The 18,526-nt window shown below is 55.3% G+C and carries 24 protein-coding genes; all 24 read right to left on the minus strand.

Annotation, left to right across the window (positions count from 1 at the left end):
• Positions 1–76 precede the first annotated feature (76 nt).
• Positions 77–829, minus strand: a complete 753-nt coding sequence (locus LBO03_06000; GenBank protein ID MDR3349137.1) for a flagellar hook-basal body protein — start codon at positions 827–829, stop codon at positions 77–79.
• Positions 830–984: 155 nt separating this feature from the next.
• Positions 985–2,241: a UDP-N-acetylglucosamine 1-carboxyvinyltransferase gene (gene murA / locus LBO03_06005; protein MDR3349138.1), complete on the minus strand. Its 1,257-nt coding sequence runs from the start codon at positions 2,239–2,241 to the stop codon at positions 985–987.
• Positions 2,242–2,288: 47 nt separating this feature from the next.
• Positions 2,289–2,705: a F0F1 ATP synthase subunit epsilon gene (locus LBO03_06010; protein MDR3349139.1), complete on the minus strand. Its 417-nt coding sequence runs from the start codon at positions 2,703–2,705 to the stop codon at positions 2,289–2,291.
• A gap of 4 nt (positions 2,706–2,709) precedes the next feature.
• Positions 2,710–4,128, minus strand: coding sequence for a F0F1 ATP synthase subunit beta (atpD, locus tag LBO03_06015; protein MDR3349140.1), 1,419 nt, complete (start codon positions 4,126–4,128; stop codon positions 2,710–2,712).
• 18 nt (positions 4,129–4,146) lie between these two features.
• On the minus strand, positions 4,147–5,034 hold the full coding sequence (atpG, locus tag LBO03_06020; GenBank protein MDR3349141.1) for an ATP synthase F1 subunit gamma: 888 nt from the start codon (positions 5,032–5,034) through the stop codon (positions 4,147–4,149).
• 6 nt (positions 5,035–5,040) lie between these two features.
• Positions 5,041–6,576, minus strand: coding sequence for a F0F1 ATP synthase subunit alpha (gene atpA / locus LBO03_06025; GenBank protein ID MDR3349142.1), 1,536 nt, complete (start codon positions 6,574–6,576; stop codon positions 5,041–5,043).
• Positions 6,573–6,905 carry a F0F1 ATP synthase subunit delta gene (locus LBO03_06030; GenBank protein MDR3349143.1) on the minus strand — a complete coding sequence of 111 codons (333 nt, stop codon included), beginning with the start codon at positions 6,903–6,905 and terminating at the stop codon, positions 6,573–6,575. Before LBO03_06030 ends, atpA begins: the two co-directional genes overlap by 4 nt.
• A complete protein-coding gene (atpH, locus tag LBO03_06035; GenBank protein MDR3349144.1) occupies positions 6,902–7,480 on the minus strand; it encodes an ATP synthase F1 subunit delta in 579 nt (192 codons plus the stop codon). Before atpH ends, LBO03_06030 begins: the two co-directional genes overlap by 4 nt.
• Positions 7,474–7,974: a F0F1 ATP synthase subunit B gene (gene atpF / locus LBO03_06040; protein ID MDR3349145.1), complete on the minus strand. Its 501-nt coding sequence runs from the start codon at positions 7,972–7,974 to the stop codon at positions 7,474–7,476. The genes atpH and atpF overlap by 7 nt, the downstream gene beginning before the upstream one ends.
• 79 nt (positions 7,975–8,053) lie before the next feature.
• Positions 8,054–8,302 carry a F0F1 ATP synthase subunit C gene (gene atpE, locus LBO03_06045; GenBank protein MDR3349146.1) on the minus strand — a complete coding sequence of 83 codons (249 nt, stop codon included), beginning with the start codon at positions 8,300–8,302 and terminating at the stop codon, positions 8,054–8,056.
• A 52-nt stretch (positions 8,303–8,354) separates the two neighbouring features.
• Positions 8,355–9,056 carry a F0F1 ATP synthase subunit A gene (atpB, locus tag LBO03_06050; GenBank protein ID MDR3349147.1) on the minus strand — a complete coding sequence of 234 codons (702 nt, stop codon included), beginning with the start codon at positions 9,054–9,056 and terminating at the stop codon, positions 8,355–8,357.
• A 5-nt stretch (positions 9,057–9,061) separates the two neighbouring features.
• Entirely contained in the window at positions 9,062–9,466 is a 405-nt protein-coding gene (locus LBO03_06055; GenBank protein MDR3349148.1) for a hypothetical protein, read from the minus strand.
• Positions 9,466–9,702: a hypothetical protein gene (locus LBO03_06060; protein MDR3349149.1), complete on the minus strand. Its 237-nt coding sequence runs from the start codon at positions 9,700–9,702 to the stop codon at positions 9,466–9,468. The genes LBO03_06055 and LBO03_06060 overlap by 1 nt, the downstream gene beginning before the upstream one ends.
• 219 nt (positions 9,703–9,921) lie before the next feature.
• On the minus strand, positions 9,922–10,935 hold the full coding sequence (locus tag LBO03_06065) for an undecaprenyl/decaprenyl-phosphate alpha-N-acetylglucosaminyl 1-phosphate transferase (protein ID MDR3349150.1): 1,014 nt from the start codon (positions 10,933–10,935) through the stop codon (positions 9,922–9,924).
• A gap of 137 nt (positions 10,936–11,072) precedes the next feature.
• Positions 11,073–11,531 (minus strand): cytidine/deoxycytidylate deaminase family protein, encoded by a 459-nt coding sequence (locus LBO03_06070; protein MDR3349151.1) that lies wholly within the window; start codon positions 11,529–11,531, stop codon positions 11,073–11,075.
• A gap of 175 nt (positions 11,532–11,706) precedes the next feature.
• A complete protein-coding gene (locus tag LBO03_06075; GenBank protein ID MDR3349152.1) occupies positions 11,707–12,951 on the minus strand; it encodes a serine hydroxymethyltransferase in 1,245 nt (414 codons plus the stop codon).
• Between the two features lie 45 nt (positions 12,952–12,996).
• Positions 12,997–13,428: a ribose 5-phosphate isomerase B gene (gene rpiB / locus LBO03_06080; GenBank protein MDR3349153.1), complete on the minus strand. Its 432-nt coding sequence runs from the start codon at positions 13,426–13,428 to the stop codon at positions 12,997–12,999.
• Positions 13,425–13,892: a hypothetical protein gene (locus tag LBO03_06085; GenBank protein ID MDR3349154.1), complete on the minus strand. Its 468-nt coding sequence runs from the start codon at positions 13,890–13,892 to the stop codon at positions 13,425–13,427. Before LBO03_06085 ends, rpiB begins: the two co-directional genes overlap by 4 nt.
• A 111-nt stretch (positions 13,893–14,003) precedes the next feature.
• Positions 14,004–15,035 (minus strand): threonylcarbamoyl-AMP synthase, encoded by a 1,032-nt coding sequence (locus LBO03_06090; GenBank protein MDR3349155.1) that lies wholly within the window; start codon positions 15,033–15,035, stop codon positions 14,004–14,006.
• Positions 15,036–15,911: a peptide chain release factor N(5)-glutamine methyltransferase gene (gene prmC / locus LBO03_06095; GenBank protein MDR3349156.1), complete on the minus strand. Its 876-nt coding sequence runs from the start codon at positions 15,909–15,911 to the stop codon at positions 15,036–15,038.
• 2 nt (positions 15,912–15,913) lie between these two features.
• Positions 15,914–16,981, minus strand: a complete 1,068-nt coding sequence (prfA, locus tag LBO03_06100) for a peptide chain release factor 1 (GenBank protein ID MDR3349157.1) — start codon at positions 16,979–16,981, stop codon at positions 15,914–15,916.
• Positions 16,982–16,999: 18 nt separating this feature from the next.
• A complete protein-coding gene (locus LBO03_06105; GenBank protein ID MDR3349158.1) occupies positions 17,000–17,911 on the minus strand; it encodes a DUF1385 domain-containing protein in 912 nt (303 codons plus the stop codon).
• Between the two features lie 80 nt (positions 17,912–17,991).
• The gene (rpmE, locus tag LBO03_06110; protein MDR3349159.1) at positions 17,992–18,195 is read right to left on the minus strand and encodes a 50S ribosomal protein L31; all 204 of its coding nucleotides are present in this window, start codon (positions 18,193–18,195) and stop codon (positions 17,992–17,994) included.
• Between the two features lie 100 nt (positions 18,196–18,295).
• The coding region (gene tuf / locus LBO03_06115) for an elongation factor Tu (protein ID MDR3349160.1) at positions 18,296–18,526 on the minus strand (231 nt) is incomplete at its 5' end.

The raw sequence follows: 18,526 nt of genomic DNA on the forward strand, positions 1-18,526 counted from the left end.
TTTGAAAATAGCTTTTGCCCTGCTTCGGTCAGTCGTCAGGGCCGAGGCTCCCCGAAAGGGACCGCCCCTTTCCATGTTATGCGCGCCCGACGTCATTCACCGCTTTTTCATTGAGCTGGTCATGGGTCTGGACGCCTTTGGCGTTGATTTCATAAGCGCGGTAGCTCGCGATAAGGTTTACCATTTCCTCGATGACATTGACATTGGAAACTTCCAGCATGCCGCCGAAGACCTTGCCGGTAAAGGGACGGATCTGGCTTTCGTCCTCCAGCCGGAAAAAAACACCCGCTTCTTTGCGCAATGCGCGAGTGTTTTCCACGTCAACCAGCCCTAATTGGGCAATTTCCTGGTTGCCGTTGAAAACCCGTCCATCGTTGCCGATATGGACCGGCTGGTTGTCAAAAACCGTAATGCTGGCGCCGGCGGCGGACAATACCGGATACCCATCCATCGTAACTATCGTCCCTTCGCTGTTTAGAGTAAAGGTCCCGTTACGGGTATAACGCACTCCGGCCGGAGTTTCCACAGTAAAATAGCCGCTTCCGCCGATCGCCGCGCTGAGCGGGCTGCCCGCTTCAATAAAGCCGCCCTTTTGATGAACGACAAAATTCTCCCACGCGACCGGCCCTGTCCCCAAATGGCCGATTTGGGGCGCGGGGTTTTCCCCGTCGCGGATTCTCTCAATCAGCATGCTGTTAAAATCCTTGCTGATATTTATGTCTTTTTTGTACCCGGCGGTATTGCAATTGGCCAGATTGTTGGCGATAGTATCGGTACGGACCATTTCAACCATCATGCCGCTGGCGGAAGTATAGATGCCCCTGTTCAAACAAACGCCCTCCTTTCCCCTGTTTCATTTATGGCGCGTGGGTATCAAGCGTTAAACTTCGTCTGGTACGGCACAGTTTATATTTTACTACAAAATATCTTTTTTTCCAATTGTTATTTGCCGGGCCGCCCAAACCGTTTGCGGCGCGCCGCCGGCTATGCCTTGACCTTCCTGATGTCGGCGCCGATATTTTGCAGTTTTTCCACCAGTTTTTCATAGCCGCGGTCAATGTGATGCACGCAGCTTATCTCCGTTTCCCCTTCGGCAACCATGCCGGCCAGCACCATCGCCGCCCCCGCCCGGAGGTCGCTGGCTTTCACCGTGGCGCCGGTAAGCGTTTTGACTCCTTCGACCACCGCGCTGCGCCCCTCGATTTTTATTTTCGCGCCCATGCGTTTCAGTTCGGTGGCATGCATAAACCTGTTTTCAAAAACCGTTTCCGTAATCAAACTTGTGCCGTTGGCCACCGAAGCCATAGCCATCATCTGGGCCTGCATGTCGGTCGGAAAGCCGGGATAAGGCAGCGTCTTTATGTCAACGGCTTTGAACGTGCCGTCGGAAACTATCCTGACCCCGTATCTGTCCTCCTCGACTTTGACGCCCGCTTCTTTTAATTTCGCCACAAGCGGCTTTTGGTGTTCGACCAGCACATTTTCAACGCGCACGTCGCCGCCCGCCATGGCCACCCCGATCATGAAGGTTCCCGCTTCTATCCGGTCGGGGATGACCGTATGGGTTACTCCCTTTATTTCTTTGACGCCGTCTATTCTTATCTGATTTGTGCCGGCGCCGCGCACACGGGCGCCCATTACGTTAAGGTAATTGGCCAGGTCCACTATTTCCGGCTCCTGGGCGGAATTTTCCAAAACGGTCCGCCCTTTGGCCATAGCCGCCGCCATCATGATGTTTTCCGTCGCGCCCACGCTGGGGAAATCAAGATATATCCGCTCGCCTCTGAGCCCTTTCGGGGCAGAGGCTTCTATGTAGCCGTGCCCGGTGGAGATCCGCGCCCCCAAAGCCGCAAACCCTTTGAGGTGGATGTCGATAGGCCGCGTCCCTATGGCGCAGCCGCCGGGAAGCGAAACGCGCGCCTCGCCTTTGCGGGCCAGGAGCGGGCCCATCACAAGGAAAGAGGCCCGCATTTTGCGCATCAATTCGTATGGGGGCTCGTTGCTGGTTATGTTTTTGCCGTCAATGCTTAAAGCATCGTTTTCCATTGTAACGGAAAGACCCAAACAAGTCAAAACTTCGCTGATCGTCCTCACGTCTTCCAAAACCGGGATGTCTTCGATCCGGCTGGGCGTCGTGGCCAATATGGACGCCGCGATAATCGGCAGGACAGCGTTCTTGGCGCTGCTGACTTTTATTGTGCCGCCAAGTTTTTTTCCGCCCCGTATAATAAGTTTGTCCAACTTGCCGCCTCCGTAAAAATCAACAAGTCAATGAGCGGGCGACCGCCTCAACGCGCTTTGCCGCTCAATTCAACGGTTTTTATGCGCCCGGCGGCACGCTTTAAGGCAACCTGCGCTCTGGCATGATCGTATTCACCTTTGGTCGCAAGCCGTTTTTCCGCTCTCTTCTTGGCTGCCCGCGCCCGCTTCGCGTCAATGTCGGCAGGCATTTCCGCAGCCGTGGCGAGAATGGAAATCTGATTGTTGCGCACTTCCATGAAACCGCCGCTCACGCTGACATAAGTTATTGCGCCGTCCTCATTTTTAAGCTTTACCGGCCATTCGCTCAAAGTAACGATCATAGGGATGTGCCCGGCCAAAATGCCGAGTTCCCCTTCCACCGAACGCACCACCACCATATTGTATTTTCCCGACAGCACCGTACTGTCGGGCGTTATGATGTCAACTTGCAGCCTGTCGGCCATAAAATCAATCCACCTTCATGGCTTTCGCTTTTTTCACTGCGTCGTCAATCGTGCCCACCATATAAAAAGCGCCCTCCGGCAAATCGTCGTGCTTGCCGCTTAATACTTCCTTAAATCCGCGGATGTTTTCGGCCAGCGTCACATATTGCCCCGGCGTGCCGGTAAACTGCTCTGCCACGAAGAAGGGCTGGCTGAGGAACCTTTGGATTTTCCTGGCGCGGGCAACCGTCAGTTTATCGTCTTCGCTAAGTTCTTCCATGCCGAGTATGGCGATAATGTCTTGCAACTCCTTGTAGCGCTGCAATATTTTCTGTACGCCGCGCGCCACATCGTAATGCTCCTGCCCAATGACCAAAGGGTCAAGTATCCTGCTGGTGGATTCCAGCGGATCCACCGCCGGATAGATGGCCAGCTCGGCTATTTGCCGCGACAGGACAGTAGTCGCGTCCAAGTGCGCGAAGGTAGCGGCCGGCGCCGGATCGGTCAGGTCGTCCGCCGGAACATAAACCGCCTGTACGGAGGTAATGGAGCCTGTCTTGGTGGAGGTAATGCGCTCTTGCAAGGCACCGACGTCCGTGCCCAGAGTCGGCTGATAGCCGACCGCTGACGGCATGCGGCCAAGAAGGGCCGATACTTCCGAGCCGGCTTGGATAAACCGGAATATATTGTCAATAAAAAGCAGTACGTCTTGCCCGGCCACGTCGCGGAAATATTCCGCCATAGTAAGGCCCGACAGCCCGACTCTCATGCGCGCCCCCGGCGGTTCGTTCATCTGCCCGTAAACCATGGCCGTTTTTTCTATGACGCCGGATTCTTTCATTTCGTTCCACAAATCGTTGCCTTCGCGCGTACGTTCGCCCACGCCGGCAAAGACGGAATAGCCGCCGTGCTCGGTAGCTATGTTATGGATAAGTTCCTGGATGAGAACCGTCTTGCCAACGCCCGCGCCGCCGAAAAGGCCGATTTTCCCGCCCAGCGAATAGGGCGCTATGAGATCGACGACTTTTATGCCTGTCTCAAATATTTTAGTGGTGGTCGATTGCTGCTCAAAGCTGGGCGGCGGCCTGTGTATCGGCCAATAGCCGGCCGCTTTCACTTCGGCCTGCTCGTTGTCCACGGTTTCGCCGAGAACGTTGAAAACCCGCCCCAAAGTGCCTTCGCCGACCGGAACTTTTATGGGCGAGCCGGTATCTACCGCCTCCATTCCGCGCACCAAGCCGTCAGTCGAAGACATGGCAACGGCGCGCACAGTGTCTTCCCCTATATGCTGCATCACTTCGGCGGTAAGATTAATCGCGTCGCCTTCGTTTTTGCCCGGTTTGCTTTCAATCCTGACCGCGTTCAAAATCGAGGGCAGCTGGCCGGGAGGAAACGCTATGTCAACAATTGGCCCCACTACCTGCACTACTCTACCGGTATTCAAAATATTTCCTCCTCATTTTCATTTTAAGGCTTCCGCTCCGCCGACAATCTCGGTTATTTCACGGGTTATGGCGGCCTGGCGCACTTTATTGTAATAAAGCGTCAGCTTTGCGATTATGTCCGCTGAATTGTCGGTGGCCGCGCTCATCGCGGCCATTCTTGATCCCAACTCGCTGGCCGCCGCATTGATAAGGGCGGCGTAGATAACAGTCTCCAGATAGCGCGGCACGAGCGCGGCCAATGTTTCCTTCGTCCCCGGCTCAAAAATATATTCCTGGTCGCCGCGGGGAAGCCCCTTGCTCCTTACGAGGCCGCTTTCGCCGAATTCATCGTATTGGGGAGGTTCCACCGGCAACACTTTAACAACTATGGGAATCTGCCGCAAGGGCGAGTGAAATTGGGTATAGATTACGTTTATTTCGTCAAATTCGCCCGCAATGTATTTTGCCGACATAGATCGCGCTATTTCCACGGCGTTCTGGTAACTGGGCTTTTCGGAAAAGCTGTCAAAGCTTTCGATTATTTTATATTGCCGCCGCGAAAAGTATTCCCGCATTTTGCGCCCGACAGTTACAAGCTGCGCGTTGGCGCGGCCTTTTAATTCGGAAGCGGCCAATTTCGCGACATTTGAGTTGTAAGCCCCCGCCAGCCCTTTGTCGGCGCCGACAACATAATAAACGACGTTTTTTACCTCGCGCGCCACAAGCAGCGGATGGACTACTTCTTTCTCGACTGCGGCCACGTTAGCCAGCATTTCCTGTATCTTCAAGGCAAAAGGCTTGCTGGCGACGGCTTGCGACTGGGCGCGGCGAAACCTCGCCGCCGCCACCATTTTCATCGCTTTGGTTATATGCTGGATGTTCCTGACGCTGCGTATTCTCTGCCTGATGCCGCCTGTGGATGCCACCGCCCGTCACCTCGCTTCGCTGGCAACGCTGATTTTACTTACGCCAAACATATCCTTGTATTCGGCTATGGCTTTCTTTAAGGTTGCTTCGGTTTCGGGCGAAATGGCTTTGGTTTCCATTATCGCTTTGCCGACTTCCGGATAGTTGGTTTTCATAAAGGCAAGAAATTCTTTCTCAAACCTGGAAATGTCTTCAACCTCCACATCGTCGATATACCCGTTGGTCGCGACATAAATGCTCATAACCTGCTGCTCCACCGGCAGCGGCGAGTACTGGCCCTGTTTCAGGATTTCCGTCATTCGGACGCCGCGATCGATCTGCGCCCTAGTGGCCTTGTCAAGGTCGGACCCGAATTGCGCGAACGCGGCCAATTCCCTGTATTGGGCAAGATCCAGCCGCAAGCGCCCGGCCACGGCTTTCATCGCTTTTATCTGGGCGGAGCCGCCGACGCGCGAAACCGAAAGTCCCACGTTGATCGCCGGCCGTATGCCGGAATAAAAAAGCTCGCTCTCCAAAAATATCTGCCCATCGGTTATGGATATGACGTTGGTCGGTATGTAGGCGGAAACGTCGCCCGCCAAGGTTTCAATGACCGGCAGGGCGGTGATGGATCCGCCGCCGTTTTCCGCGTCCAATTTGGCGGCGCGTTCCAAAAGCCTGGAATGAAGGTAAAACACATCGCCCGGATAGGCTTCGCGCCCGGGCGGGCGGCGCAAAAGCAAGCTCATGGCTCGATAGGCCGCAGCATGTTTGGACAGGTCGTCATAAACGCATAGCACATCCTGCCCTTTGCGCATGAAGTATTCGCCTATGGTAACGCCGGCGTAAGGAGCCAGATATTGCAGCGGCGCGCTGTCGGAGGCGTTGGCCGCCACCACGATGGTGTAGTCCATGGAGCCGTGCTCTTCAAACGTGCGCACGACGCGCGCCACCGTCGATGCTTTCTGCCCTATGGCTACGTATATGCAAATAACGCCGAGCCCTTTCTGGTTTATTATGGTATCGATCGCCACGGCGGTCTTGCCGGTGCCGCGATCGCCGATGATGAGTTCCCTCTGCCCACGCCCGATCGGCACCATGGAATCTATGGCTTTTATACCTGTCTGCAAGGGGATTTTTACCGACTCGCGGGCGGCAATGCCGGGGGCCGGGCTTTCAACGGCGCGATATTCAGTGGCATCGATAATTCCCTTGCCGTCGATCGGCTGTCCCAGCGCGTTGACGACCCGCCCGACCATGGCATCGCCGACCGGCACCTGCATGATCTTGCCGGTGCGGCGCACTATGTCCCCTTCTTTTACCAAGGTTTCTCCGCCCATGAGCACAACGCCGATGCTGTCGACTTCCAAGTTAAGGATCATCCCGCTTACGCCGTTTGGCAGCTCCAGCATTTCGCCTTCCATCGCCGTCCTCAAACCGTGTACGCGGGCGATGCCGTCTCCGACTTCGTCCACAATGCCTACTTCGTCAACATTGAAGTCCGTTTTGAAATTTTCCACCTGACGGCTGATGAGGGCCGTAAGTTCTTCAGGCTTCATCATATTGCGTTTGTCACCCCGATCTTTTTGACGTCGACCTTTGACATCGTTTCATTATATTGCCGAAGCTGGCGGGCAACGCTGCCGTCAATGATCTTGTCGCCATATTGGATGATTATCCCGCCAATGATCCGGGGATCGATTTTTCTTTCGGCGAAAATTTCCCGGCCCAGCTTGCCCTTTAATCTCTTTACGATCGCATCGTACTCGTTTGGCGGCAACTCGCGGGCGGTAGTAATCTTTACCTGCGCGCCGCTTAAGCTTTGCGCGCCGACCGCATAAGAGCGTATTTGCCGCTTGATGGCGGCAAGGCTTTCATTTTTCAGTTTCATCCCGCGTCCGCCGCCCCTTTCGCGTCGGAATTTATATTATCAAGCAGCCGACTGAAATCTCGCAGCTTTTTGCTTACGCTGCCATTTATCAGCCGGTCGCCTATTTGGACAATCATCCCGCCTACTATGCCTTTGTCCACGTGCCGTTCAAGCATTACCGGCTTTTTCAAAGCCGCCGCCAGTTTCTCCGAAATCAGCCCGTATTCGCTTTCGGACAAATTCCTCGCCGTGGTAACGCGTATTTCCACGATGCCTTCTTCCTCGTAAAGCAAGCTGTTAAAAGCTTTCAAAACAAGCGGCAGCAATTTTTCCATTCTTTTCTCCGCCAGCACCAAGATGAACTTCAAAGAGAGCGGCTGGACATAAGCCTTGAATATTTCTTCAATTGCATTTTTCCGGGCGTTTCTTTCCGCGAAAGGGTTTTCCAAAAAATCCCCTATTTGCGCGTTTTGCGCAAAAACAGCGGCCATAAATCGGATGTCTTCTTTCACTTTGGGCAAGGAACCTTCTTCCCGCGCCAATTCAAAAAGCGCCTGGGCATACTTGCCGGCGATTTCATGCGTCGTGTTCAGCATGGCAGTCCGCCGGACTTACTGGTAATTTCGTCCAGGAATTCGTTGATGAGCTTGCGGTCGGTTTCCTCGTCAAGTTTTTTCTCGACAACTTTGCTGGCCAGTTGCATGCTTAAAGCGACCACTTCGCCCCTGACCGCCAGGAGCGCGTTGACTTTCTCCCGCTCAATCTGTTCTTTGGCGCTCTTGACAATCTGTTCCTGTTCGGCGCGGGCTTCGGCCAGCATTTGTTCGCAAGCGTCATTGGCCGTTTTTTTGGCTTTGTCAATAATCTCCTGCGCCTGCGCGCGGGCCTCGTCCAACTGATGTTCATATTCCGCCTTGGCTTTTTGCGCGCCCAGCCTTACGGTCTCGGCGTTCTCCATGCTTTCAGCTATGCGCCTTTGCCGCTCGTCCATGATCTTTACTATGGGTTTGTAGGCGAAAAGAGCCACAATAGCGAACAAAATCAAAAAATTGAAAATTTGCGCAACCAGAGTCCAATTAATATCGACCAAAAAAAGGCACTCCTTTCTTATCCGACCGGCACCGGCAAAAGGCGGCGCCGGCTGATTTCAGTCATACTTTTCCCGCGCGTCAGATAAAGGGGTTGGCCAATACTAGGATTATGGCGATGACTATGCCGATGATCGGCACGGCTTCAATCAGTCCCATGTAAATAAGCGAATTGACAAGAATCTTGTCGGCCAGTTCCGGCTGGCGGGTCATGCTTTCCAGCGCCCTGCTGCCCAAAAAGCTGTTGCCGAACCCTGCGGCAATCGCCGCGCCAAAGCAGATAATCGCCGCGCCTACTGCGGAGCTTGCTATAATGATCGTCTGTTCCAATTTTACTCCATCCTTTCAAAATTCATAATTTTATAATTTATAAATAATTTGCTCAATGCGAATCGTGTGCGGCAAATACCCCGCGCATATAGCAGATGCTGAGGCACGTAAAGATAATCGCCTGGATCAATCCGATCGCCAAGCTGAAGCCGACCCATATCTCCGGAACCAGCCACATGGCCAGCCGGTACAGGACGATCAGCAGTATCTCGCCCGCGACAATGTTGCCGAACAGACGAAAAGCCATGGTAAATGGCCTTAACAATTCATCCAAGAGGTTTATGGGAAACATGATCGGCATCGGCTGGAAAAAATGCTTGAAATAAGAGAGGCCGTGCCGCGCGGCGCCAAGGACCTGAATGGTAATGATCACCATAAACCCCAGCCCGAGGGTCGTGTTTATGTCGTTGGTGGGGGACGTTATGTGCACATGCAAAGGCGTAAAGAGTTGCGGCACAAGCCCCAATTCGTTGCCGATAAAGATGTACAGGAACAAAGTAACAAAAAACGACCCCACTAATTCCCTGCCGGTTTCAGTCAAGTTGTTTTTAACCAGCCCCAACACAAAGTCAAAAACCATTTCAACGCACAATTGCAACTTGCCCGGCACAAGCTTGGGATTGCGCCCGGCCGCGAACAAAAGGATCGCCACCAGCGCCATGGTCAGCCAAGACATATAAATTGTCTGTGTGTTTACGACAAAACCGGCGACCTCCTTTGTGCCAAAATCAATTATTGAACTTTCCGCTGTCACGCTTTTCACTCCTTTCCGCGCCCAGGGAGCTTTGCGCCCTCGCGCGCGATGATTACGACAAAAACCAGGCAAACCACATGCACAAGACAAAAAGCCAAGAAAAACCAGAACATATTTATCCCGGCTTTGATGGCCGGGAAACATACCGCGCCCGCAATGGCAACTCTCAGAAACATGTTCCTTTTCATAAGGGCAAAAGCCTTTGCCCCGCTTTTTCGAGAACTTCTGGCAATGCCCCCCAACATTACCGCGTTGTCAACCGCGCCGGCGGCAAATCCCGCCGCCAAGGCGGCGGAAACGGCGAATTTGCGCATCAGCGACGCCGCTATCACAAAAGGAAGAGAAACCAGTCCGGCCGCCAACAAAAACCGCCCTATTATTTTCAGCGGGGAATCACTGCGAATTGGCATTATTCTCTTTTCTTGGCGTGTTTGACGAAATTATCCTTTAGATGCCGCGCAATTGCCCAGACGGCAACAACCATGCCGCAAACTACCCCTCCGATCCGTCCCGCCGGATAAACGGCAAACCTGCCGTCAACCCATTTGCCGGCAAAATAGCCTGATATAAGGCAGCCGATCAAAGTGGAGCTGACGAAAGACATAAAAGAAAAAGCTAAAAATATCTCGTCCCATTTATTTTTCACCGGCAACCCCTTTTTATTTGAGGCAGTTACGAGGATCGGCGAACGGCGGATTTAACAAAAATATAACTTTCTGACATTTATTCTACAAAACACTTGCAATTCCTGCAAGGATTAAAGCCGGGCGCAATAAATATCTCATTGGGCGGCTCATGTTTTGGGCGCCCGGGGCAACGGCAAAATCGGAGAAAAGCCTTGCCGCCCGTTTGCCAAAGCCGCCGGTCATATATCATTGAGAATGCCCATTTTCTTCGCGCCGACAAACACCGCCGCAATGACCAAGCCGATAACCGCCAGGCCGGCCCAATTGACGTAACCGGTAAAAAACACCGCGCTGGCGCTGAGCGCCGCGCTGATGAGATACATGAGGAAAACAGCTTGTTTCTGGCTCAATCCGGCCGCCAGCAGCCGGTGGTGCAAATGGCCTTTGTCCGGCTGGAAAATAGGTTTGCCGTTGCTGTAGCGCCTCAAAATAGCGCAGCAGGTATCTATGATCGGCAGCCCCAAGGCGACCGCCGGCGTCAGAAGGGCAATGGCGGCCGCGCTCTTGACCACGCCGAATACCGAAATGGCCGCCAGCATATAGCCCAAGAACATACTGCCCGTATCGCCCATAAAAATAGAAGCCGGGTTGAAATTATACTTGATAAAGGCAAAGGTCGCGCCCGCCAAAGCGGCCGTCATCACCGCCACCGGATAAAGCCCGTTCTGGACGGCGACAAGGCAGACGGTCAAAGACGCGATCATCGACACCCCGGCCGCCAGGCCGTCCAGCCCGTCAATCAGATTGAGCGCGTTGGTCATGCTCACCACCCACAAAATGGTAACGGGGACGGAGAAATGATCCATATAAAGATAGCCGCCAGTGCCGGGGTAGGTAAGCCATTCGATTTTCACGCCGAACAGGACGAGCACGCCCGCCGCGGCTACCTGCCCCAGCAGTTTCAGCTTCGCCGGCAGCTGGCATATATCGTCAATAACGCCTATTATGACAATCAGCGTGCCGCCCAAAAGCAATCCGGCTATTTCATGACTTAAATGCACGCTGGCAAAAATGGCGGCGACAAAGCCCGCATATATGGCAAGGCCGCCCATGCGCGGCACGGGGGCTTTGTGCACCTTGCGGTGATCCGGCCGGTCGATCGCGCCTAACCTTGCCGCCAGCCGACTGACCGGCGGCGTCAATATGTAACAGGCGGCCAGGCCTATGACAAACGCCACGACATAAGTATGCAAACCGGCAACCCTCCCTCTGCCGAAGGCAGAGCCGTATCCGATAAAATATGACATCACCGTAAGTTTACATTATTTACCGCCCTGTTGTCAATTCGCCGGCCACCGCGCCCTAAAGCGGGCGCTTTTCGCCGCCCCGGCTATGGGAGCGACAAAACGGCCAATTGTATTCCGGCCTCGTTCAGCATGTTTTCCGCCAACTCGTCAGGGTAAGGATGGGCGAAAACTATTTTTTCCACGCCGGCGTTGATCAGCATTTTCGCGCAAACCACGCAGGGCTGATGGGTACAGTAAAGCGTTGAGCCGGCAATGGGCACGCCGTGCAGGGCCGCCTGGATGATCGCGTTTTGTTCGGCGTGCAGGCCGCGGCAAAGTTCGTGCATTTTCCCGGACGGCACGTTGAGCTTCTGCCGCAGGCAACCGGTTTCGCCGCAATGTTTAAGGCCTTGCGGCGCGCCGTTATAGCCTGTCGCCAATATACGCTTGTTTTTTACGAGCAAAGCGCCCACGGCGCGCCTTAAACAGGTAGATCTTTTCCCGGCGGCCAAGGCAAATTCCATGAAATATTCGTCCCAGTCCGGGCGGGTTATATCGCGCATGGATAACTATCCTTTTCCTGCAAAATACTGCTCTTGGCTGAAATAGCGGCCATTTGCGGCTTTTGCCGCGCCGCTTTGTCCAAAATCTCCGTCGCTACGGGCTGTGCGGCGTTTTGCGCCACGCGGGGCGGCGAATTGGCCGCTAAATTTCGTCCGTGTTTTTGCCGGGGGCATATCAGCTGATTTCGGGGTAGAGCGGGTAACTGCCGCAAAGCTTCGCTACCCTGAGCGATGACTGGGCGGCGGCCGCCCGGTCGCCGGCGTTTTTCAGCGCAAGGGCGATAATCGCCGCGACTTCCCCCATCGCGCCCTCGTCAAAGCCGCGAGTGGTTGCCGCCGCCGTTCCCAGCCTTATGCCGCTGGTAACAAACGGGCTGGCCGGATCGAAAGGTATGGCGTTCTTGTTGACCGTAATGCCGACCGCGTCAAGCAATTTTTCCGCGTCCTTGCCGGTTATGCCCTGCGGCCGAAGATCGAGCAGCATCATGTGGTTGTCGGTGCCGCCGGACACTACGCGAAAGCCCGCCTTGGTCAGTTCCGCGGCCAAAACCGCCGCGTTTTTAATCACGTTTTGCTGGTAGCGTTTAAATTCCGGCGTCGCCGCCTCCGCGAAAGAAACCGCTTTGGCGGCTATGACATGCATTAAGGGGCCGCCCTGGATGCCCGGAAAAATAGTCTTGTCAATTGTCTTGGCGTATTTTTCCTTGCAAAGGATCATGCCGCCGCGCGGCCCGCGCAGCGTCTTGTGCGTGGTGGTAGTTACAAAGTCGGCGCAAGGCACGGGCGACGGATGAAGGCCTGCGGCAATGATGCCGGCCACATGCGCCATATCCACCATGAAGAGGCAGCCCGCTTCTTTGGCGATCGCGGCCATTCTCTCATAGTCTATGAACCGCGAATAGGCGCTCGCCCCGGCCACGAGCAATTTGGGCTTGTGCTCAAGCGCCAAGGCGCGCAAAAGGTCGTAGTCAATGGTTTCTTCCCGTTCGGTTACGCCGTAAGGCACGATTTTGTATAAAAGGCCGGAGAAGTTCACCGGGCTGCCGTGGGTCAAATGCCCGCCGTGCGCCAGGTTCATGCCCAAAATGGCATCGCCCGGCTGCAAAACGGAAAAATACACCGCCATATTGGCCTGGGCGCCGGAATGTGGCTGCACATTGGCGTGCTCCGCGCCGAACAGTCCCTTTGCCCGTTCAATCGCGAGCGTTTCCACTTCATCCACATATTCGCAGCCGCCATAATAGCGTTTGCCCGGATAGCCTTCGGCGTACTTGTTGGTCAGTACGCTGCCCAGCGCCTCCAGAACGGGATAGCTGACGAAGTTCTCGGACGCGATCAGTTCGATTTTGTCCCGCTGGCGGTTCAGTTCCCTGACAATGGCGCTATGGAGCTCTTTGTCCGTATTTTTCAGCAAAGTCATTTCAACAGTGTTCCCCCTTAAATAATGCCATATTGCCGATTTTCATTATGTTTTATCTATCATCGCCAAGCGGCGCGTGTGCCGGCCGCCGGTAAATTCCGTCTCCAGCCAGCTTCTTGTTATAAGAAGCGCCAATCCTGGCCCGATTGTCCGTCCGCCCAGGCAAAGCACATTGGCGTCGTTATGTTCGCGGCTCATCCGCGCGGAAAATTCGTCGCCGCACAAAGCGGCCCTTATGCCTGAGAACCGATTGGCGGCAATTGACATGCCCACGCCGGTTCCGCAAATAAGTATGCCGCGCGCGAAACGCCCGTCTTTTATGGCGGCACAAACGCGCGCGGCTATTTCGGGATAATCGGCCGGCTTCTCGTCAAACACGCCGTAATCCTCAAAGTCCATGCCCGCCTCGGACAACAAGCCCTTTACGCTCTCTTTCAGTTTATAGCCGCCGTGATCGCAAGATAGCACGATTTTCACTTTTCATCACCCAACATTACGGTTATTTTTTCCATTGCCTGCCCGAGCATGTCTTCCAGCCGGGCGGCGCAGGCTTCGTATTCTTCGCCGCCGCCGCCGAAAGGATCCGGCACGTCGCCGCCGCCGCAAAAATCCCCCAACAGGAAGGCTTTTCCCCGCGCGGCCGGGAAAGAAGCTGTTAATGCCCCGAGCTGAGCCAAAGTCATGGTGATAATGACATCCGCCCGGCCAACGGTCTCCGCGTCCACCGCGCGCGCGAAAAAACCGCCCGGCTCAATCCCCCTTTTGCGCATGGACACCCGCGCCGCCGCCGCCATTTCGTCGCCCGCGCGGGCGCAAAGCCCGGCGGACAGTACATGGAGCCGGCCGGACAGGCCTTTGTCTTTTATTTTGCGCAGCAAAAGAAATTGCGCCATCGGGCTGCGGCAAGTGTTGCCGCTGCAAACAAAAAGGACTGTGTGCATCGCAAAAGTTATCCCCGCCTATGTCATATATATCATATCAAAGAAAACAGGCTTGCGCAATCGCAATCAATCCCGCCGCCTGCCCGCGCCGCGACCGGCCGGCCGCCCTTTTCAGCCAAAAACAAAAAACTTGCCGCCGGCCGCTTTAAAAAGGCGGTTGTTGACCGCCCGGCCTATTCCCGCCGCAGCGACCGGCTGCGCCAAGATAAGTTCCGCCCCGCGCCGGTCAAATTCCCGCAGCCATTGATAAAGATTGGCCGCCAGCAGCCCGTAGTCCTGTTCGCCGCGCCAACCGCCCAGGCCGATGATCCCTGCCGGCAGGTCGTCTAAAAGGTCGCGTCCGGCCAGTACGCCGACGCGCGATCTCCCTTGCCCCTGGCTTATGAGAAAAGCGGCGAGACGTGCCGCGTCAGCCGGCGACAAGAGATAAAGCGGCGCCCGCGGCGCGTAATGGCGATACTTCATGCCAGGCGAACGGGGCGCGCCGCTGCCTTGCTCCCCTTCCCGCACGGGCGACACCTTTTCTATGTCTTCGCGCGTAACCGCGCCCGGGCGCAATATAACCGGCGGGGAAACCGCGCAGTCCACTACGGTCGATTCTATTCCCCACGCGGCGCTGCCGCCGTCAATTATCCCCCCGATCCTGCCCATGAGGTCGTCGGCCACAGCTTGGGCTTCGGTAGGGCTGGGGCGGCCGGAAATGTTCGCCGAAGGCGCGGCCAGCGGCGTACCGCAAATGTTTATGAACCGGGCCGCCACCGGATGCGACGGCATCCTGACCGCCACAGTATCAAGCCCCGCCGTTACGGCGTCGGGTACCTGCCGCCTTTTTTTCAAGACAAGCGTAAGTGGGCCTGGCCAGAAATTTTCAATGAATTTTTCCGCGCAATCCGGCACTTCTCGCGCCAAAAGCCTTATTTTTCCTTTGTCGGCAATGTGCAGGATGAGCGGATTGTCCGCCGGGCGCCCTTTGGCGGCAAAAATTTTTTTCACCGCCGTTTCGGACAGGCCGTCGGCGCCCAGCCCGTAAACCGTCTCCGTTGGAAACGCCACCGTGCCGCCGCCCCGGATCAGGGCGGCGGCTTCCGACAAAGCGGCGGTATTGTCTTTGCCTCGTTCCAGCCGCCAAAGCAGCGTACGCATTTAAAATCCGCCTTCCGAAACAAGCGCCGTCCGGTCAAGCCCGGCGTAATCCTTAATCACCGCGCAGCGCGCAAACCCGGCCTCTCGCGCCATGTCCGACACGGCGGCGGCCTGCGTGGAGCCAATCTCCAAAAAAATACTTCCGCCTGCCGCCAGCAGCCTTTTGCCCCGCCCCAGGATCAGCCGGTAAAAACGCAGCCCGTCCCTTCCACCGTCCAAAGCCAAAAGCGGCTCTTTCCGCACCTCACGCGACAGCGCGGCGATTTCGCCGCTCGGGACGTAAGGCGGGTTGGAAATTATCAGGTCGAATTTTTCCGCGTCCGCGCAATCAAAAAAGTCGCCGATGTCAGAATTTATAAATTCTATCCGCCCGGCCAGGGAAAACTTTTCCGCGTTTTTTTTGGCCAGCCCCAAAGCGGCCAAGGATATGTCAAGCGCCACGGCGCGCGCGTCCGGGCAGCTTCGCAATACGCTTATGGCCAATGCCCCGCTGCCTGTGCCGGCATCCAAAAACCGCGCCTTTTTCCCTCGGCAGTATTTTATCGCCGCTTCCGCCAAAAACTCCGTTTCCGGGCGCGGAATCAAAACATCCGGGCTGACGGCAAACTCCATGCCCATGAAACTCTTCCGCCCCGTTATATAGGCTATTGGCTCCCCGCCCGCCCTGCGCCTGACAAGTTCCCGGTAAGCGTCTATTTCCGCCTCTTCCAGCGGCTGGTCAAAATGAACGTAAAGATATACCCTGTCTTTCCCGAGAATGTGGCAAAGCAGCATTTCCGCGTCCAGTCGCGGGTTTTCCACGGACCGGCCAATGAAATACCGCTTTGTCAGGTCAATGAGCTCATTGATTTTTCGCGCCTGGCTTTTGCCTTTCATTATCACCGCGCCTGTTTCAGGCGTTCGCCCTGAACGGCGGCGGCCAGCCCGTCTGTCAGTTCTTTCAGGCCGCCGTTCAAAACCTCTTCCAATTTATGTAGGTTCAGGCCGATTCGATGGTCGGTTACCCGGCCTTGCGGGAAATTGTAAGTCCTTATCCTTTCGCTGCGATCGCCCGTCCCAACCTGATTTTTACGGCTCTCCGCCACCGCCGCGCGCTGGCCTTCCCGCGCCGCTTCCAAAAGTTTGGCCCTTAATACGCGCATACATTTTTCCCGGTTCTGCAGTTGGGATTTTTCATCCTGGCACTGCACAACTATTCCCGTCGGCAAGTGCGTAATCCGTACCGCCGATTCGGTCTTGTTGACATACTGGCCGCCGGCGCCGCTGGCGCAATAAGTGTCTATCCGCAAATCAACGGGGTTTATTTCCACCTCAACGTCTTCGGCTTCCGGCAAAACCGCCACAGTTACGGTCGAGGTATGTATCCGGCCGCCGGATTCAGTTTCCGGCACCCTCTGCACGCGGTGCACGCCGCTTTCGTATTTCAGCCGGCCATACGCCCCGTCCCCGTGAATCATTACAATGACTTCTTTAAAGCCGCCCAGTCCTGTGGGGTTGGCATCCATAAATTCGACGCGCCAGCCTTCGCTTTCCGCGTAACGGCTGTACATGCGGATAAGATCGCCCGCAAAAAGCGCCGCTTCGTCGCCGCCCGCGCCGCCGCGAATTTCAAGGATCGCGTTTTTTTCGTCATTTTCGTCTTTGGGCAAAAGCAACATTTTCAGTTCTTGTTCCGCCGCGCCGATCTTTTTTTTGGCCGCGTCAAACTCGTTTTGCGCCAGAGACAGCATTTCCGTGTCGGTTTCTTCTCGCAGCAGGGTTTGCGCGTCCGAAAGGTCGGCCAATATTTTTTTGTATTCGCGGAATTTTTCCACCAAATCCGTAAGACGCGCGCGTTCCCGGGTATATTTTTGCCATTCGCCCTGGCGCGCGATAACGTCCGGGTCGCTTATTTTGTTTTCCAGATCAAGATAATGATCTTCAATCGCCTGCAGTTTGCTCAACATAATCCTACCTCTTATAAATCAGCCGGCAAAACCCAGGCCCCGCCCTTCGCCGCCGGCCGCCCCTTCCGCGGCCGCCTCCGGCAAAACCGCTTCCAGGGCTTTTACCGCCACTTCTATCTGTTCGCCGGACGGCTCGCGGGTGGTCAGTTTTTGCAGCAAAAGGCCGGGCATTATCAGCAGCCTGACCAACCGATATTGGAAATTGTTTCCGGCAAAACGGATTATTTCATAACTTATGCCGGCCACCGCCGGCATCAAAAGCACCCGTGAAACGATCCGCCAAAGAAGGCTCGGCCAGCCCAAAAACGCAAAGATGACTATGCTTATTACCATCACGATAAGCAGGAAATTGGTCCCGCAGCGCGGATGCAGCGTACTGAATCCCTGTATCTTCTCAGGCGTAAGTTCCGCCCCCGCCTCATAAGCGTTAATGGTCTTGTGTTCGGCGCCGTGATACTGAAATACCCGCCGTATATCTTTCATCAGGGAAATTCCCACGACATACAGCAAAAAAATGGCAAGCCGCAACAAGCCTTCCGCCATGTTCAGCCAGAAATGACCGAAGCCGCTGCCGGACAGAAACCTCGCCATATAGGTGGGTATGACAATAAAAAGCAAGACCGCCAAAAAAACGGCAAAAGCCATAGTCAACGCCAAATCGCGCGCGGTAAGCTGCTCCCCTTCTTCGCCCGCTTCCCGGGCCGACCAGGAAAGTTCCCTTATCCCACAGGCAAGCGATTCGGCAAGCATGACGAAGCCGCGCAGAAAAGGCTTTTTCAAGATAGGATGCCGGGAAGCGATGGTTACAAACGGCTTTTTGTTTACGACTATTTCGCCGTCAGGTTTGCGCACGGCCGTGGCCAGCCCGGACGGACCCCGCATCATGACGCCCTCGATTACCGCTTGTCCGCCGATAGGATTTTTCTCCATGCTTTCGCTCCCCAACTTATACAAACAGGGCAGAGCCAAAAACGCCCTGCCCAAGTTGCCGCCAAATGTCGGCGCCGGTTTCAAACATTCTCGCCGTAGCGTTTTTTGAATTTCTCAATGCGCCCGCGCGCGGCTACATTGCGTTGCTGGCCGGTAAAAAACGGATGGCATTTGGAACAAACGTCTACCCGCAAATTTTTCCGCACCGACCCTGTTTCAAACGCATTGCCGCAAGCGCAGACTACCTTGGTCACCCCAAAATCAGGATGTATTTTCTCTTTCACGCCTGTTGCCTCCCTTTCCGTTTCGTGCATCATCCCGACGATGCGCTTTTTTAATTGCCGTACGGGCCGTTGTTTTATTGTTTCGCCCGCCAAAGCGCCGCTACTGATTTATCGAAACGACCACGCCGGAACCTACCGTGCGCCCGCCTTCACGGATGGCGAAACGCAGCTTCTCCTCTATCGCTATCGGCGTTATCAGTTCTATGTCCGTAGAGATGTTGTCCCCCGGCATGACCATCTCCACCCCTTCCGGCAGGGTTATCACGCCCGTAACGTCCGTCGTCCGAAAGTAAAACTGCGGCCGGTATCCGTTGAAGAACGGCGTGTGCCG

The organism is Acidaminococcales bacterium, from assembly GCA_031290885.1.
Classification (GTDB): Bacteria; Bacillota; Negativicutes; order Acidaminococcales; family JAISLQ01; genus JAISLQ01.

Bases quoted from the DNA above. Each gene is read 5' to 3' on its own strand.
- LBO03_06010 (MDR3349139.1), bottom strand. From the start codon at position 2,705: ATGGCCGACAGGCTGCAAGTTGACATCATAACGCCCGACAGTACGGTG.
- atpA (MDR3349142.1), bottom strand. From the start codon at position 6,576: ATGATGAAGCCTGAAGAACTTACGGCCCTCATCAGCCGTCAGGTGGAA.
- LBO03_06030 (MDR3349143.1), bottom strand. From the start codon at position 6,905: ATGAAACTGAAAAATGAAAGCCTTGCCGCCATCAAGCGGCAAATACGC.
- atpH (MDR3349144.1), bottom strand. From the start codon at position 7,480: ATGCTGAACACGACGCATGAAATCGCCGGCAAGTATGCCCAGGCGCTT.
- LBO03_06055 (MDR3349148.1), bottom strand. From the start codon at position 9,466: ATGCCAATTCGCAGTGATTCCCCGCTGAAAATAATAGGGCGGTTTTTG.
- LBO03_06070 (MDR3349151.1), bottom strand. From the start codon at position 11,531: ATGCGCGATATAACCCGCCCGGACTGGGACGAATATTTCATGGAATTT.
- LBO03_06075 (MDR3349152.1), bottom strand. From the start codon at position 12,951: ATGACTTTGCTGAAAAATACGGACAAAGAGCTCCATAGCGCCATTGTC.
- LBO03_06085 (MDR3349154.1), bottom strand. From the start codon at position 13,892: ATGCACACAGTCCTTTTTGTTTGCAGCGGCAACACTTGCCGCAGCCCG.
- LBO03_06090 (MDR3349155.1), bottom strand. From the start codon at position 15,035: ATGCGTACGCTGCTTTGGCGGCTGGAACGAGGCAAAGACAATACCGCC.
- prmC (MDR3349156.1), bottom strand. From the start codon at position 15,911: ATGAAAGGCAAAAGCCAGGCGCGAAAAATCAATGAGCTCATTGACCTG.
- prfA (MDR3349157.1), bottom strand. From the start codon at position 16,981: ATGTTGAGCAAACTGCAGGCGATTGAAGATCATTATCTTGATCTGGAA.
- LBO03_06105 (MDR3349158.1), bottom strand. From the start codon at position 17,911: ATGGAGAAAAATCCTATCGGCGGACAAGCGGTAATCGAGGGCGTCATG.